Annotated in this window: 10 protein-coding genes; 5 read left to right on the top strand and 5 right to left on the bottom strand. The window is 69.9% G+C overall.

Annotated features, from left to right (window positions below):
• Positions 1-5: 5 nt before the first annotated feature.
• Both ACZY0R_RS24210 and ACZY0R_RS24205 read left to right on the top strand, forming a co-directional pair.
• On the top strand, positions 6-446 hold the full coding sequence (locus ACZY0R_RS24210; RefSeq protein ID WP_488861858.1) for a DoxX family protein: 441 nt from the start codon (positions 6-8) through the stop codon (positions 444-446).
• 92 nt (positions 447-538) lie between these two features.
• Positions 539-835 (top strand): XapX domain-containing protein, encoded by a 297-nt coding sequence (locus ACZY0R_RS24205; RefSeq protein ID WP_488861856.1) that lies wholly within the window; start codon positions 539-541, stop codon positions 833-835.
• Between the two features lie 20 nt (positions 836-855).
• On the opposite strand, the gene ACZY0R_RS24200 is transcribed toward ACZY0R_RS24205, so the two are convergent.
• Complete coding sequence (locus ACZY0R_RS24200; RefSeq protein ID WP_488861854.1) at positions 856-6015, bottom strand: trifunctional serine/threonine-protein kinase/ATP-binding protein/sensor histidine kinase; 5160 nt, start codon at positions 6013-6015, stop codon at positions 856-858.
• Positions 6016-6296: 281 nt separating this feature from the next.
• Here ACZY0R_RS24200 and ACZY0R_RS24195 point away from each other — a divergent pair, with 281 nt between their 5' ends.
• Positions 6297-6698: a response regulator transcription factor gene (locus ACZY0R_RS24195; protein ID WP_488861852.1), complete on the top strand. Its 402-nt coding sequence runs from the start codon at positions 6297-6299 to the stop codon at positions 6696-6698.
• Positions 6699-6700: 2 nt separating this feature from the next.
• The gene (locus tag ACZY0R_RS24190) at positions 6701-7903 is read left to right on the top strand and encodes an MFS transporter (RefSeq protein ID WP_488861850.1); all 1203 of its coding nucleotides are present in this window, start codon (positions 6701-6703) and stop codon (positions 7901-7903) included.
• A gap of 7 nt (positions 7904-7910) precedes the next feature.
• Here ACZY0R_RS24190 and ACZY0R_RS24185 read toward each other — a convergent pair whose 3' ends face one another.
• The gene (locus ACZY0R_RS24185; RefSeq protein ID WP_488861848.1) at positions 7911-9497 is read right to left on the bottom strand and encodes an MFS transporter; all 1587 of its coding nucleotides are present in this window, start codon (positions 9495-9497) and stop codon (positions 7911-7913) included.
• A 273-nt stretch (positions 9498-9770) separates the two neighbouring features.
• Positions 9771-10709 carry a helix-turn-helix domain-containing protein gene (locus ACZY0R_RS24180; protein WP_488861846.1) on the bottom strand — a complete coding sequence of 313 codons (939 nt, stop codon included), beginning with the start codon at positions 10707-10709 and terminating at the stop codon, positions 9771-9773.
• Positions 10710-11291: 582 nt separating this feature from the next.
• On the opposite strand from ACZY0R_RS24180, the gene ACZY0R_RS24175 reads away from it, so the two are divergent.
• Entirely contained in the window at positions 11292-12437 is a 1146-nt protein-coding gene (locus ACZY0R_RS24175) for an FAD binding domain-containing protein (RefSeq protein ID WP_488861844.1), read from the top strand.
• 18 nt (positions 12438-12455) lie between these two features.
• On the opposite strand, the gene ACZY0R_RS24170 is transcribed toward ACZY0R_RS24175, so the two are convergent.
• Together ACZY0R_RS24170 and ACZY0R_RS24165 are read right to left on the bottom strand one after the other, a co-directional pair.
• The gene (locus ACZY0R_RS24170; protein WP_488861842.1) at positions 12456-13142 is read right to left on the bottom strand and encodes a hydrolase; all 687 of its coding nucleotides are present in this window, start codon (positions 13140-13142) and stop codon (positions 12456-12458) included.
• A gap of 418 nt (positions 13143-13560) precedes the next feature.
• Positions 13561-16245, bottom strand: coding sequence for a winged helix-turn-helix domain-containing protein (locus ACZY0R_RS24165; protein WP_488861840.1), 2685 nt, complete (start codon positions 16243-16245; stop codon positions 13561-13563).
• Between the last annotated feature and the right edge of the window lie 133 nt (positions 16246-16378).

Here is a 16378-nt window from a genome sequence, read left to right as displayed (position 1 = left end):
CCGGCATGAACCGCCCCGCTTCCGCATTACCCCCGGCGGCCAGCGCCATGCGGCTGCCGTCCTGGCTGCGCTGGCTCGCGCTGCTGGCGCTGTGCGCCGCCTACCTGCAGGGTGGCCTGGTCAAAGCCATGGACTTCGCCGGCGCCATCGGCGAGATGCAGCACTTCGGCCTCGCGCCGGCGGTGCCGCTGGCTGCCGCGGTGATCGTGCTGGAGCTGGGCGCGTCGCTGATGATCCTGTCGGGCTTCTACCGCTGGCTCGGCGCGCTGGCGCTGGCCGCCTTCACGCTGATGGCTACCTTCCTCGCCAACCGTTTCTGGGCGGCGCCGCCGGCCGAGCAGTTCATGCTGGCCAACGCCTTCTTCGAGCATATCGGACTGGTCGGCGGCTTCGTGCTGGTGGCGTGGGAGGACCTGAACCGGCGCGCGGCGGCGCGCACGGCATGAAGCGCGACCGCCGCCTCCACTTGCCTGTGCTGCCTGCCATGGCCAAGCCGGCGACCCACACTGAACACTGAACACTGAATACTGGAAACGCGATGAAGCTCTATCTCATTTCGCTAGGTGCCGGCATCCTGGTCGGCATCATCTACGCCCTGCTGCAGGTCCGCTCGCCCGCCCCGCCCGTGGTCGCGCTGATCGGGCTGCTGGGCATGCTGATCGGCGAGCAGGTGGTGCCGCCGATCAAGCGCATGCTGGCGGGCGCGCCCGTTACCGCCGCCTGGTTCCACTCCGAATGCGTACCCAAGATCACCGGTGTGCCTGCGCCTACGACATTGACCGCAGCCCGCGAGGACACGCGGCCAGCGCCGGACAATGCATCGGAGTCGCACTAAGGCGCTTGCTATTGCTGCGGCTACGGCACCGGCAGCGTAAAGCAGAACGCTGCGCCCGGCCCCCCGGGATGTTGCCCCGCCGGCAACGCGGCCCGCGCCGGAGACTCGGCCCAGATGCAGCCGCCATGCGCCTCCACGATCGAGCGGCAGATCGACAAGCCCATGCCCAGCCCTTCGCTGCGGGTGGTGTAGAAGGCCTCGAACAGCTTGTCGATCTGCCCTGCCTCGACGCCCGGGCCGGTATCCTCGACGCGTAGCAATGCCTGGCCGTCGGCTTGCCGCGCCGTGCTGATCCGCAGCTCGTGCTGCCCCTGGGCGCGGGACGACATGGCCTGGATGGCGTTGACCAGCAGGTTGATGATCACCTGCTGCAGCTGGATGCGGTCGCCTAGCACCTGTGGCAGCCCCGCCGCGTATTGCTGGGCAACGGCGATGCCGTGGAACTCGGCCTGGTGCCTGACCATCAACAGGGTCTCGTCCGCCAGTTCGCCCAGGTCGAACGGCTGCCGGCGGGAGTCGTCCTTGCGCGCCAGCGCGCGGATGCGCCGGATCACCTCGCTGGCCCGCAGCCCCTCGGCGATCATGTTCTCCACCGCATGGCGCGCTTCGCCAAGATCCGGCTCGGGGCGGTTGATCCAGCGCAGGCATGCGCCGCCGTAGGTCACGATGCCGGTCAGCGGCTGGTTGACCTCGTGGGCAATCGACGCCGCCAGCTCGCCCAGCGTGGTCACGCGCGACACGTGCGCCAGCTCGGCCTGTACCCGCTGGCGCTCCTGGTTCTGCCGCAGCAGTTCGGCATACAGCCGCGCATTCTCCAGCGAGATGGCGGCCTGCGAAGCCAGCAGGGACAGCAGGTTGATCCGGCGTCCGGTAAACAGCGCGTCGGCCAGGTTGTTCTCCAGGTAGAGCAGCCCCACCTGTTCGCCCTGCTTGACCAGCGCCAGGCAGGCCACCGAGCGCACGCTGCGCAATTGCACGTCCGGGTCCTGGCCGAACCTGGCATGCGACTTGGCGTTGTCGAGCACGAAGTCCGAGCGCGTGGCGAGCGCCGCGTCGACGACGGTGCGGGGATAGGCGGCCCCGGCCGGATTGAGATAGACCGCGATGCCCGCCCGCTCGGTGCGCGCCTGCGCGGCCAGCCGCAGCGCGCCGTCCTGCCACAGGAACAGCAGCGCGCGCTGCGCGGCGGCCTGCTGCAGCGTGGTGGTCAGCAGCGCCTCGATCAGGCGGTCGAGCTGTATCTCGCCGGCCAGCACCTGCGTGGCCTTGATGGCGGTGTCCAGGTCCAGCTGCGCGGCGGGCCCGATGTAGGTGGCGGGCTGGGCGGCGGCGGCGTGGGGGCGGTCCGGCGTCGCGCACACCGTGCCCATGCCCGAGGCGCCGAGCGCGCGCGCGCACGCATCGAGCTTGTCCACCTGCCCCTCCGCGCCCCAGCGGCCGTAGGCATCGCTGGCCCTGCGCAGGTAAGCCATGGCCGGCGCCGTCAGATCCTGCTCGAAACAGCAGCGCGCGCAAAGCTCGTAGGCCAGGGCTTCGTCATGCAGCAGATCCTGGTCCCGCGCCAGCCGGGCGGCCCGCTCGTAGTGCCGCATGGCCTGCAGCGGATCGCGCGCCAGGCGCGCAGCCTCGGCTGCCAGGATGCCAGCGCGCGCGCCGAAGTTGGCGGGATTCTCCAGCGCCCACGCGCTCATCTGGCGCTGATGGAGATCGAACGCGGCCAAGTCCGCGCCCCCTTCGTTGCCCGGGTGCCGGCCGGCGGCGCGCGGCAGCCACGCCAGCGACAGCGCCGCGAAGAAGTGATAGTCCGCGATCTCGAGGAAGTAAGGCGCGGCCCACAGCATCGGCTCGGCCTTGCCGGCCGCCTCCAGCGCGCCGCGGCAGTCATCCACGGCAAAGCAGGCCTGCAGCTTGCGGATCCAGTAGCAGCAGGCGGCCACCGCAAGACGCGGATCGGCCTGCAGCCGCGCCTCGATCTCATGCGGGCCCGGCGCGCCGGCTTCCGGCACCGCCCAGCCCGGCACCCTGCCCCGCAGCACCGCCACATACCTGGCCTGCGCGTCCAGGATATCGACCACGCGCCCCAGTCCCAGGGTGCGGGCGAAGGCAAGGCCCATCTCGATCTTCGCCTCCACGCCGGCCAGCGGTTCGCCGCAAGCCAGCAGATGGGTCACCAACTGGTTGCGGCTGTAGGCGGCGAAGTTGAAATCGCCGCTCTGCCGGCCCTCCTCGAAACTGCGCTCGATCAGCTCCCGCCCGCCACGCACTGGCTGGGTCCACGGCAACAGCAGCGCGCCGAAGCACATGTGGACCTTGGCGCGGAAGCGGCCCATGCCCTCCTGCGCCACCAGCGCCAGCCCGACCTTGCCCAGGCGGTAGCCCAGTCCATAGTCGCCCAGGCGCGGCCCGAGCGTCATGCCGAGGTGCACGTAGCCGATGCAGGAGGCCTCGTCGTTGCCGTGTTCCAGGCTGATGATGGCCATCCAGATCGGAATCAGGTCGCGCAGGTTACGGTCCATGAAGGAGGCGGGCGACATCACCTCGGTCAGCACGCTCAGCGTGGCGCGCCAGGCCGGATCGTGCATGCGCGGCAGGCTGGCCAGCGCCTCGACTGGCCTGCCGCCCAGCAGCACGAGGAAGCGCCGGTATTCCCGCTCCACCTGCCCCTGTGCCTGGGACTGGAAGTCCAGGCCCATCGTGTGGATGAACGCCAGCCCCACCTGGACGGCCTGGTCGGACTGGTCGAGCGCGGTGTGCACGGCCACCCGCAGCCGCGTGATGGCCGCCAGCTCGGACGGCGTGCGCGCCCGCGCGCCCAGGTCCTGCAAGGTGGCCGCGGCGGCGGCCAGCCGGCCGCCGACGAACTCGCACTCCGCGCGCCCCATCGCCAGGGCCAGCGCCAGGGCGTGGTGCGTCTCCCAGGCGCCGTCGGGGAGCAGCCGCTTGCCGGCCGCGAAGTAGGCGCTGGCGGCGCCATAGGCCGTGGTCTTCATCGCGCGGTGGCCGGCGTCCTGGTTCAGCGCGGCCGCCGCGATGCGCTCGCCGGCGTCGGCGATGACATCGGCCGCCTGGTTGAACTGGTCGACCGCCTCGAACAGGGTGCCGCTGGCATCGCGGTCCAGCCGCTGCGCCAGCCGGCGCGCGAGCCTCAAGTGCAGGGCGGCGCGATCGGGTGCGGGGATCGCGCCATAGGCCGCCTCCTGAACCCGGTCGTGGGTGAAGTGATAGCCGTCGTCGACTGCCACCACAAGGCCCGCGGCCACGGCATGCGACATCAGGCTGGCGATGCCGGCCTCGCTGGCGTCCCACGCCTGGGCCGCGGTGGCCGAGGAGACCGCGCTGCCCAGGCAAGACAGCGCCGTCAGCAGCGCCCGCGTTTCGCGCGGCAGGCGCTGCAACTCCCCGGTGAGCAGGCCCAGCACATCCATCTGGGCGTCCGGGGTTCCGGGGGCCGCGTCCACGCGCAGCAGGTCCGAGCGGTGGAGCGCGCGCAGGTACTGCAGGAAGAACAGCGGATTGCCGCCCGTCTTCCGGTAGACCAGCTGGGCGATGGCCTGCGCGCGATCGCCGCCGCAGCGCAAGGTGTCGGCCACCAGCGCGGTCAGCGCCGGCGCGTCCAGCGGCGTCATCGCCATCTCGCCGCGCAGTGCGCCGTGCTGGCGCAGCGCCGCAAGCCACTCGCCGGGCGCGCCGCCCTCGACGGCATCCGTGCGGCAGGTGCCGATAAGCAGCAGGGGCTGCTGCAGCGGTGCCCGGCGCAGCGCGCCGAACACCTCCAGCGATTCGCGGTCGGTCCATTGCAGGTCGTCCAGCACCAGGACCAGCGGCGGTGCCACCGACCCGAACACGCCGAGCAGGCGGCAGAATGCCTGCAGGAAACGTGTCTTTGCCTGGCCGGTGCCTGCCTCGCCGGCGCGCGGGCGACTCGGCAGCCAGGCCGCGAAGGCCGGCGCCAGCGCGACGAACATCTCCGCGTCGTCGCCAATCGCCGCGGCCATCGCCGCGGCCCAGCCCTGCTGCCGCGCGCCGGGCGAGGCACCGGCCTGCCTGGCGAGATCGGCGCAGATCTCCGCCACGGCTGCCAGCGGCGTACCCCGCTGGTGCTGCTGCGCCTTCGCGCGCGCCACCACGCCGCCTTCGGCCTCCAGCGATCTGCCGAAGGCCTCGGCCAGCACGGATTTGCCGCTGCCGGCGCAGCCGGTGACCAGCACGTAGGAGGCCGCGGGCGCTGGTCCGCCCTGCTCGGTGGCCTCACGATACAGCCGGCGCAGTTCGTCCAGCGCATGCGCGCGGCCGTAGAGCCAGGTCGGCGAGGCAAAGCCGGCCGGGTCCGCGGGAACGCCGTCCGGTAGCGCATCCAGGCTGCCCCGGGCCTGCCAGGTACAGAGACAACGCCGCAGTTCGGCCGCCAGCGCGGCAGCGCTCGGGTAGCGCTCCTCGGGGGCCTTGGCCAGCAGGCGCATCACCATGGCCGAAAGCACCCCCGGTATGCCGGCATTGCGTTCGGTGGGCACCACCGGCTGGCGCGCGAGATGGCTGTGCACCCAGGCGACCGGCTCGCTGGCCTCCAGCGGCAGCGCGCCGGTCAGCATCTGGTAGAAGGTCACGCCCAGCGCGTAGAGATCCGCGCGCGCGTCGATCGCGGACTCGCCACGGCCGGCCTGTTCCGGCGCCAGATACGCGAGGGTTCCCGTCAGCATCCGGAATGCCGCCGGGTGCGCGGCGCCGGGCGAGGCCACGGCGGCAATGCCGAAGCCTGCGATCCAGGCGCGCTGCCGGTCCGGCGCGACCAGCAGGTGGGCGGGCTTGATGTCCAGGTGGACCACGCCCGCGTCGTGCATGGCCGCCATCGCCTCGGCCACCGCGATGGCGATGTCGAGGAAGGCATCCGTTGCCAACGGCTCGCCCAGCGACAGTGCCAGCGGCAAGCCGCCCTGGTCCGCGGCCACCAAGGCCGGCCGGCCATCGTAGCGGGTCAGGGCAAGCGGCACCGCTGCCCACTCGGGCCGCAGCAGGTGCTGCAAGGCGTACTCGTGCTCCAGGCGCCGTTGCACCGCGCCCGCATTGGCGGCCGCACCCGCCAGCGTGACCAGCACGGGCGCACATCCGGCGGCGGTCCCGCGCAGCAAGGCGATTTCGCCGTCCAGCAGATACTCGAACTGATAGTGGCGCAACGGATTCATCGAACCTTGGAAGGCATCATCGAAGCTGGGAGCTGTCTGGCGCAGGCGAGACGGCGCATGGAAGTATACCGCGCGGGCCCGGCTCCTCCACCGCGCAGGAAGGCGTCGGCAGAGGCGGCCATCCCATACCTTGGTGTTAGCCGCGGCGGCCAGTGCGCTGGCCGGATCCGCACAATACCACCGTATGATTTCACGGAGCGCGCCGGCGCGTTATCCTCGACCCAATCGATGGGAGTCTTTCGCCAGCTTCGTCATCGCTCATGACAACCGAGGAACACCGTGTGACAGCCACCCCGGTGATCGCCATCGTCGACGACGATGCTTCTGTCCGGCAAGCCCTGGGAAGCCTGCTCCGCTCCTTCGACATGGTTGTCGAACTCTACGCAAGCGGGAACGAGCTGCTGCAGTCCCACGCCCTCGATGCCGTCTCGTGCCTGGTCACCGACGTGCAGATGCCCGCGATGAACGGCTTCGCGCTATGCGAGGCCCTGCGCATGCGCGGGCTGTCCATCCCCGTCATCTTCATGACGGCGTTCCCCGAGGAAAGCTGCCGGCAACGCGCGGAGGCGATCGGCGCCATCTGTTGTCTCAGCAAGCCCTTCATGGACCCCGAGATCATCCAATGCATCGAGAATGCAATCCTCGCGCACGGCGCGGCCAAGACGCACCAGGAAAGGCGCTGACGATGTCCGGCACCGCGTTGACCCTGGCGCACGGCATGCGCCATGAACGGCTGGCCCTGGGGATGGCCGGCTTCTTTGCCGCCGCTTCGATCCGCGCCGCCGACACGCTGCTGCCGGCGCTGTCGCGCGACTTCGGCATTTTCGCCGGCATGACCGGGGTGGCGGTGACCAGCTTCATGCTGGCCTATGCCGCCTTCCAGCTGATCTACGGGCCGCTGGCCGAGCGTCACGGCAAGCTGCGTGTGATCGCGTTCGCGCTGCTGGCCTGCGCGGCGGCCAATCTCAGCCAGTCGCTGGCGCCAAGCTTCCCGTGGCTGGTGGTGCTGCGCGCGATGGCCGGCGCGGCGGCGGCCGGGGTGGTGCCGATCTGCCTGGCGCGCCTGGGCGATACCGAGCCGCTGGCCACGCGCCAGGGCCTGCTCGCGCGCTACTCGGTGGCCACCATCTGCGGGTTGATGACGGGCCAGTGGCTGTCCGGCCTGATCGCCGACACGCTGGGCTGGCGCGCCGCCTTCGTGCTGCTGGCGGCGGGCTTTGCCGTCGCGGCCGCCGTGGTGGCCAGGGCGGCCCGCCACGACGAAACGCCGGCCCGCTGGCGGCAGGCCAGCCCCGACCTGCGGCCCAGGGCCGCCGCCCTGCTCCAGTCCGCCTGGGTGCGCCGGGTGCTCTGCATGACGCTGCTGCTGGGCTTCGTGTGCCCAAGCGCGTTCGCCTTCGTGGCGACCTATCTGAAGTTCCACTTCGGCTTGTCGCTGGCAGCGGCCGGTGCCATCACGGCCATGCACGGCATCGGCGGGCTGCTGTATGCAGGCCTCGCGCCGGCGCTGATCCGCCGGCTGGGACGCTGGCGCCTGGCGTGCCTGTCGGCCGTGCTGCTGAGCGCGGGCATGGCCTGCATCGCGCTCGGGCAGCACTGGCTGTGGATCGCCGCCGGCTGCCTGGCAGGCGGTTGCGGCTACTACATCGTGCTGAACGCCATGCAGACCATCGCCACGCAGATGGCCCCCACGCAGCGGGCCAACGCCGTCGCCCTGTTCGCGTTCTGCCTGTTCGCGGGCCAGGGCCTGGGCGTGCTGCTCGCCGCGCGGCTGGTGGACACGGCTGGCATGCCGGCCCTGTTCGGCATCGGCGCGGTCCTGGTGCTGCTGCTGGTGCTCGAGATATCCCGGCAACTGCGGCGGCGCCCGGAAGCCGCCCTGCCCTGACCGGGCTTCAGTCCGGCGCAGCCAGGTGCCGCGCGCCGGGCGGCGTGGCGCCACGGTGGAAACCCTGCACGCGGGTCTGGATCGCCTTGTCGTTCATGGTGTGGCGCTCGTGCTGGCGCAGATGCTCCAGCCACGACTCCACCAGGAAGGTTTCGATGAAGCGGCCGGGCGCGGCCAGGTCCTCGTAGACGCCCCAGGACAACGCGCCGCCGCGGCGGCGGATGCGGCGCATCTCCTGCACGGCCTTGGCAAACTCCGTGGCCTGATCCGGTGCCACGTCGTACTCCACGCAGATCATCACCGGACCCCGGTCGTGCGAGACGTCCAGCGTCCCGGGATGCAGGTAGCCCGACGGCGCCAGGTCCAGTTCCGGCGACACGCCCAGGCGCCAGCGCAGCGCCGTGGCACTGGCCAGGGCCAGGCCCGCGGCTGCGATCACCAGCGCAGAGGGAATGCCAAGCAGCCCGGCCGTCTTTCCCCACAGCGCGCTGCCGGCGGTCATGGCGCCGAAGAAGACGGTCAGGTAGGCCGCCAGCGCGCGCGCCTTGACCCAGCCCGCCGCGCTGCGCTGGGCAGCCACGTTAAGCGTGGACAGCACCGCGATCCATGCCAGCCCGGCAAACAGCAGCGCCGCCGCCAGCAGCCAGAAGTGGCGCACATAGGCCAGCGCCAGCAGGCTCAGCGCGAACAGCAGGCTGGCCAGCACCGTCAGGCGGTCGGCCGGGATGCGGCGTTGCAGCCTGGGCAGCAACAGCGCGCCGCCGACCGCGCCCAGCCCGATGCTGGTCAGCAGCAAGCCGTAGCCGCCCGGGCCCAGGCCCAGTTCCCGCCGTGCCACCAGCGGCAGCAGCGCCCAGCCGGCGCTGGCGAACAGGAAGAACGCCACCGCCCGCACCAGCACGATCCGCAGCAGTGGCGCGGCCTCCACGTAGCGCAGCCCGGCGCGCACCGCCGAGAAGAAATGCTCCGGCGGCAAATTACGCCGGGCAGGCTCCGATTTCCAGCGCACCAACACCAGCACCACGCCCGACACCGACAGCGCATTGAGCAGGAACACCGCCGCGGGCCCGGCGAACGACAGGATCAGGCCGCCCAGCGCGGGCCCGATGGCACGGCTGATATTGATGCCCAGCGAGTTCAGGGCGATCGCCGGCGGCAGGTCGGCCTTGGCCACCAGTTCCGGCACGATGGCCTGGAACGGGGGCGAGCTCATCGCCGCTCCGGTGCTCAGCAGGAACGCGGCAAGCAGCAAGATATGGGCGTTGACCAGGCCGGCCAGCGCCAGCCCGCCCAGCACCAGCGCCACGGCCAGCGTCCACAGTTGCGCGAAGATCAGGTAGCGGCGCCGGTCCACAATGTCGGCAAGCACCCCGGAAGGCAGCGCGAACAGGAACATCGGCAGGCTGCCCGCGGCCTGCACCAGGGCCACCATCAGCGGGTCCGGGTCGAGCGACGTCATCAGCCAGCTGGCACCGACATCGTTCATCCAGGTGCCCACGTTGGACGCCACGGTGGCAATCCACAGCATGCGGAATGTGCGGTGCCGCAGCGGGCTCCAGGGAGAACCGGCGGCGCCGGCTTGGGATTCGGTCATGGGTAGGTGGCTAGGTTTCCGGGGCCGCCGCCCCGTCATGTGGCCGACGGCCAGAAGCACCCGCAGGCGCGGCCGGCGGCGATGCCACCGGTCGATTGCCGCATTGTGCGAACACCGTCACGGCCCGTCTACTCATACCATCGGACAGTGGCGTCCGGCGCGGGCAACACCTATGATCGGGCACCGAACCGGTCCAACCCTCGGTTGCCCTGCAGGCCCATCACCGAATGATCCTGTCCGTGCCGCGCGTGCCGGCCAGCAGCGCCGCCTTGATCACGAAGATGCGGCGCCGGTCGAAGCGGTCGCCCCGCGGCGCCAGTTGCCGGGCGAAACGCCGAGCGCCCGCGAGAACGCGTGGGTGAAATGGCTCTGGTCGGAGAAGCCGCAGGCGATGGCCACCTGCGCCAATGGCAGCGCCGTGTCGCGCAGCAGTGTGCGGGCGCGCTCCAGACGCAGCGCCATCAGCCATTGATAGGGGGCCTGCCCGGTGGTATCGCGGAAGGCGCGGGTGAAATGGCTGCGCGACAGCCTGCAGGCATCCGCGATGTCCGCGATGGACAGGTCGCCGTCGATCTGCGCGGCCAGCATCTCCTTGGCCATCGCCAGGCTGCGTTGCGACAGCAAGCGGTTGGTCTTGGGCGTGGCGACCCTGGCATTGCCATAGTGCTCGACCAGGTAAGTGCCGATGGCGAATCCCAGCTGGTCGACGAACAGCCTGCTGGCGTTCTCGGGCCGGCTGAGCGCCGGCACCGCCGCCTGCGCCAGATGCGCCAGCACCTGGTCCCGCTCACCCGCCGCGCCGCGCAGCCCCCGGATGCGCGAACGGCCTAGTTCCCCGCTGGTGCGTTCGATGAAGGCACGGGAAATATCCAACAGGACAAAATCGAAATGGCCATAGAAATCTGCCTTGTAGTCCTCGCCGAAACTCCGTATGTAGATGGAGCTGTTCTCGAAGTCATGGGTGGTCGCACGATGGGCATGGAATATCCGGCGGCGATGGCCCGTGCACAGTGAAACCCCCACCAGGAACCCGCGATCCGATGCCGGGGTGGACACCTGGCTGGCATTGCCGCTGGCCGAGGTCTTGCGATAGAACTGGATCTCGCTGCCGGCGAGCGTCTGATCGTTGCGGAGCGCCGCCGCTGCGCAACCGAATGCGTCGATCGCGCCGGAGGCGGCGACTGGAGTGGGGGCGCCTGCGTTTGCGGACATAGTGTTTTGTGTGAATCAACCTGCAAGCTGGCAATCGTCTTGCGGCCCGCGGCAGCTGCGGGCGCGCCAAGAATAGCAGAGCCATCCTGCATACACGCGAATACTTGCATGGCGGCACGCAGTAATGCGCAGTCCGCTCCTCGCACGGATTTCCGAGGTGCCTCCCAGGTACCTGCAGGCGCGTACGGCCCCGTGCAATCAGGCAACGCTGGCCTGGCTGCTCGCGCAGCCCTCTCATACTTTGGTTTGGGCGCCACAGACCACTCGCTGATTGTTGGCGGTCGACACGACTCCTACCATGCAGCCTGAGCGCAGTGCCTTCCCGCAGGCTGCCAAAGGTCCCGATGCATGGGATGCGTGCCGCGGGCTTCCATCGACACCAGGACTCCCGCGATGAAATGGCATCTCTTCCCGGCAGGGCAAGCATGAAACGCCGGCCCGTCATTCTCGCAGCGGCCGGGGGCGGGGGCTGCCCTGCCACCGGCAAGCGGCTGCGCAGGGAAATCGCGCCATAGCGCGCAGCGTGCCAGGCCCTGGGCACCAACCGGTGCCAGGCCGCTGAACCTCAACGCCATGACCACCATGCCCACGTCCAAAACTTACCGCGCCGTCGTGATCGGCGGCTCCCTCGGCGGCCTGTTTACCGCCATCTGCCTGCGCGCGATCGGCTGGGATGTCGATGTCTTCGAGCGGTCGCCGCAGCAGCTCGACAGCCGCGGCGGCGGGCTCGTGCTGCAGCCCGGCGTGCTCGACGCGCTGGGCTTTGCCGGGGTGGCGCACCCGCCCGGCTTCGGCGTGCCGTCAAAGGACCGCATCTTCCTGGACCGCGACGGCGTGCTCCGCTGCATCTACATGCCGCAGACGCAGATCGCCTGGAACGGGCTCTATGCCCTGATGAAGGGCGCGCTCGATCCGGGCGTGATCCATGCCGGCGAGGAACTGGTCGCGCTGGCCCACGAGGCCGATCACATGACGGCCCGCTTTGCCTCCGGCCGCACCGAGCGCGCGGATCTCCTGGTCGGCGCCGACGGACCGCTGTCCACGGTGCGGCAGGCGTTGCTGCCCGGCGATGCGCCCGCCTATGCCGGCTATGTCGCCTGGCGCGGCGTGCTGCCCGAGGCTGCGCTGGACGCGCGGGCCCGGTCGCTGCTGGTCGATGCCTTTGCCTTCCAGGACGGCCCGGGACACCAGATGCTGACCTACCTGATTCCCGGCGAGGACGGATCAGTCCAGCGCAACGAACGGCGCCTGAACTGGGTCTGGTACCGTGCGCTGCCCGCCGGAGAACCGCTCGCGGCCGTGCTGCTGGACCGCCATGGCCGACAGCACACGCATTCGCTTCCTCCGGGCGCGGTCAAGGATGCCGATGCCCAGGCGCTGCAGCTTGCCGCGGCGGACAACCTCGCGCCGGTGTTCGCGGCGCTGGTCACATCGACCCCCGATCCCTTTCTGCAACTGATCCAGGATTACGCGGCGCCGCGCATGCGTTTCGGCCGCGCCGTGCTGCTCGGCGACGCCGCCTTCGTGGCGCGACCGCATACCGGCGCGGGCGCGGGCAAGGCGGCAGCCAATGCCGTGGCCCTGGCGCGCGCGCTGCAGGCCGGCGGGGAGCGCATCGACGACGCGCTCGCGCTATGGGATCGAAGCCAGTGGGCCGCGGACAAGCATCTGGCCGAGTGGGGCATCTCGCTGGGCAGGCGCATCATGGGCGTGGTGCAGCCTGCCTAGCCGGCACGGCGATGCGGCTCAGCGCGCCGGCACCGGCGCGAGCGACGCGTGGGGCGTGGCGGTGCGCTGCGCGGCCTTGTGCACCATGGTGTAGGCGTAGTCCACGCCCATGCCGTAGGCGCCGGAGTGTTCCTTGACCAGTTGCATCACCGCGTCGTAGGTGTCGCGGCAGGCCCAGTCGCGCTGCCATTCGAGCAGCGCCTGTTGCCAGGTCACCGGCACCACGCCGGCCTGCACCATGCGCTGCATGGCGTAGTCGTGCGCTTCCTTGCTGGTGCCGCCGGAGGCGTCGGCCACCATGTAGATCTCGTAGTCGCTCTCGTTCATCGCACTCAGCGCGAAGGTGGTGTTGCAGACCTCGGTCCACAGGCCGGCGACGATGACCTTCTTGCGGCCGTTGGCGGCCAGCGCGTCGCGCACCTTCTGGTCGTCCCACGAGTTCATCGAGGTGCGTTCCAGCGTCGGCTGCTCGGGGAACACGTCCAGCAACTCGGGGTAGGTGTAGCCCGAGAAGGAATCCGACTCGACCGTGGTGATGGTGGTCGGGATGCTGAAGATCCTGGCGGCCTTGGCCAGGCCCACGGCATTGTTCTTCATCGCCTGGCGATCCATCGACTGCACGCCGAAGGCCATCTGCGGCTGGTGGTCGATGAAGATCAGCTGGCTGTTTTGCGGGGTCAGCACCTGGAGTTTCGGATTGGACATGATCTGCGCTCTCTAATTGAAATTGGTTGAACCTCATGTGGCGGGGTTTTTTGTCTCCACGCCGTCCATGGGTCGAACTATACGAGAGCATCCTAGGCGATGACGAGCGGAATCGTGGATTAATTATTCAATTATTTTGATGTTAATTCCGACCCGAAAAACGAGGGTAGCCGGCGCCGGTGCCATGACCCCGCGGGCAACGGCTTTTCCCATCCGCTGCCGGATCGCGGTGGCGTATTTCCAGGTCAGCGGCTGGGCGTCATACGACCATCGCATGACGTTGCGGGACGCGACAGCGAGCACTGCATCGGGCTGAGCCTGCGCTCGATGTCGGGCAGGCGAGAGAGGACCATCGGCTTTGCTTTGCTTTGAATTGAAGGAGCCGCCCATGACGATCGCTATCGCGCTGGCAGCCCCGTCAGCCAGCCCCCGTCTGCTGCCCCTGCCTGCGCGCAGCCACGATGGCATCGTAGCGCCGCGAAACGCCAAGCTTGGCAAATATCTGCCTGAGATTCCACTTGACCGTCAACTCGCTGATATTCAGCGCCAGCGCGATTCTCTTGTTCGACATTGACTGCTCGAGCAGCCCCAATATTTCCCGCTCCCGCCTGGTCAGGCCCGACAACTCCGTCAGGCCATCCTGCGGCGCCGCCGCGATAGTGCGATCGGGCCCGGCGGCGGGCATGGCAAGCGGCATCCCCCGCAAGCCGGCAAGGTAGTCCTCCTGCGCACTGTCCCTGCGCCGCGGCAGGCAGCCCAGCAGGACGCGAACGCCCTTGCCTTCGTCGAGCAGCGTCCGCACCAGGCCAAGCCGGTAAGCCGTAGCCACCGCCGGCTCCATGCATGCAATCACTTCGTCGCGCCGCCCGAGCGCATCCAGCGCCAGCGCCTGCAGCAGATCGGTCGTGACCATCAGCCCCTCCCTGCCCAGTGCCGTGGCCGTGGCGCGGACGTCATCCAGCGCCAGCAGCGCGCCTTGCGCCTCGCCCATGGCCAGGAGGAGCCTGGCCCGCGACAGCGCTGCGATCGCCACGATCTCGGCCGCGCGCGGTTCCGCGCCCGTCTGGTCGTGCGCCAGGCCGTCGAGCGTGGCCTGCAGCGACTGCGCGTGCCGCCAGTCGCCGCCGGCAAGCACGATGCGCTGCCGTTCCGCCACCATATGCGCCATCCCGCGCCAGATGCCACGGCGGCGGAAATGCGCTTCCATATCGATCAGGAATGCCATGGCCTCGTGCGGGAGCTTGCCAAGCACTTGCAGACGCGCATGGCACAGCGCGGCGCGCAGCGCCACATCGGGCGAGGATAGCTTGAGCATGTCGAGGCGATCCGCCAGCACCTGCCGTGCTTCCTCGGCCTTGTCGCGTTCGTACAGCACCACCGCCACCGTTGCCGCGCAGTAGCAGGCACTGACCGAGCGGCGGCCATGGTGGCGTTCGGCCTCGGCGAGCGCGTCCTTGCCCAGGCGCTCGGCTTGCCGTGCATTGCCCTCCAGCAGGATTGCGCTGGCGGCGCTTGCCCTGGCCATCAGCGCCAGCTCGCCCGTGCCGGCGCGCATCGCGCTTGCGGCGGCGGAACCCAGGATATCCCGCGCCTGCGCGTGGCGGCCGCGCGCGGTCAGGCTGCGCACGGTCAGGCCAAGCCTGATGTGCTCCAGCGCCGGATGGCCCAGCGCGGCGTTTTCAAGCGTTGCCAGGGTGGCGTCCAGCAGCGCCACTTCGTCGCGCTGCATGGCGATCACGGCGCGCAGCAGCCTGCCATGCCGCGACCCGCTGGCGCCAGCCCTGACGGCTTCCAGGGCGGTCAGCCATTGCTCGGCTTCGGCGGGCCGCGCCGTCACCGCGCTCGCCCAGGCGGCGAGCAGCAGCAGGCGCGGATGTCCCGCCAGCCGGGCGGGAGGCACCATTTCGGCCCACTGCCGGAAGGCCCGCAACTGGCTCACGCTGGGCAAGGCCGGCATCGAACACTCAACCAGGCGGACAACCGCATCGAAATCCTCGCTCAGCAAGGCATGCGGAATCGCCTCGGCAAAGCGCCCTTGCTGCACGAACCATCCGGTGGCTCGCCGGTGCAGGCCAGCCACGTCCTGCTGGCCGCATGCCAGGCGCTGGCTCAGGAATGCCGCGAACATGGGATGAAAGCGGTACCACCGGGCCTGGTCCTCCGCCTGCGCGGGCAGCAGGAACAGGCCGCGCGCGTCGACAGCGGCAAGCAACGCGTCTGCATGCTCCGAGCCCGTGACATGGGCGGCCAGCGCCGCGTTGAACCGCGGCAGCACCGACAAGCCTTGCATGAAGTTGAGCAGGTCCGCTGGCAACCCGGCCACGACGTCTTCCAACAAGTAGGCGTGCAGGCTATCCGCATCGGGCGCCAGCGCGCGCAGGCGCACCGGATTGCGCTGTCCCGCCTTCAACGAGGCCGCCATCAGTTGCAACCCGATCGGCCAGCCGGCACAGAGCGCATGGAGCCGCGTGGCGGCGTCCAGGCCCACGCGCGCATCGAGATGCGCCTGCAGGAAGGCAAGGGTTTCCCGGAAGGAAAATACCAGGTCTGCGCCGCCGACTTCACCTAGCTCCCCCACTGCGCGCAGACGGCCCAGCAACAAGGCTGGTGCCTTGCGCGATGCCATGACGACGTGGAGGGTGGGCAACCGTGCCTCAAGGATGGCCTGTAGCAAGGCACGGCTGGCGGGATGGCTGGTCCGGTCGGACTCGTCGATCATCAGGTACAGCTCTTCGCGCGCGCCGGCCAGCGCGCGGATATAGCCGGCAGCCAGCAATTCCGGGGCTGCCAGCGCATCGTCCTGCCATGGCGGCGCGAGCCGCGCATGCTGCAAGGCGGCACGCAGGCTGGCGCGGAACACCTCCGGCGCTTCGTCTTCGGCGTCCAGCGAAAGCCACGCTACGCTGGCGCCCTCCCCGATCAGCTTCTGGCGCCACTGCGCCATCAGGGTGGTCTTGCCGAAGCCCGCGCCGGCAGTGATCAGCACCAGCTTGCGCTGGCGCACATCGTGCAGGCCGGCAAGCAGGTCTTCGCGCGGGATCGAGCGGCTGCCAAGGCGAGGCGGCGCCAGCTTGGTAATGGGAGCAGGTTGATACCGTTCCATCGAAATTCGGCTCTCGGCAATGCGGGCCAGGCGGTGCGAGAAAAGGACCGCCGGCCTGTCCCGGTGGATATCGGGTGTCCGGACGTGGCGCGTGGGCGGGAGAACGCGCGCTTCGGGGATTGCGCGAAATATA

Source organism: Cupriavidus sp. F041, assembly GCF_057814235.1.
The sequence above is the reverse complement of the archived record's forward strand: the minus strand, read 5'-3'. Positions and strand labels throughout refer to the sequence as shown.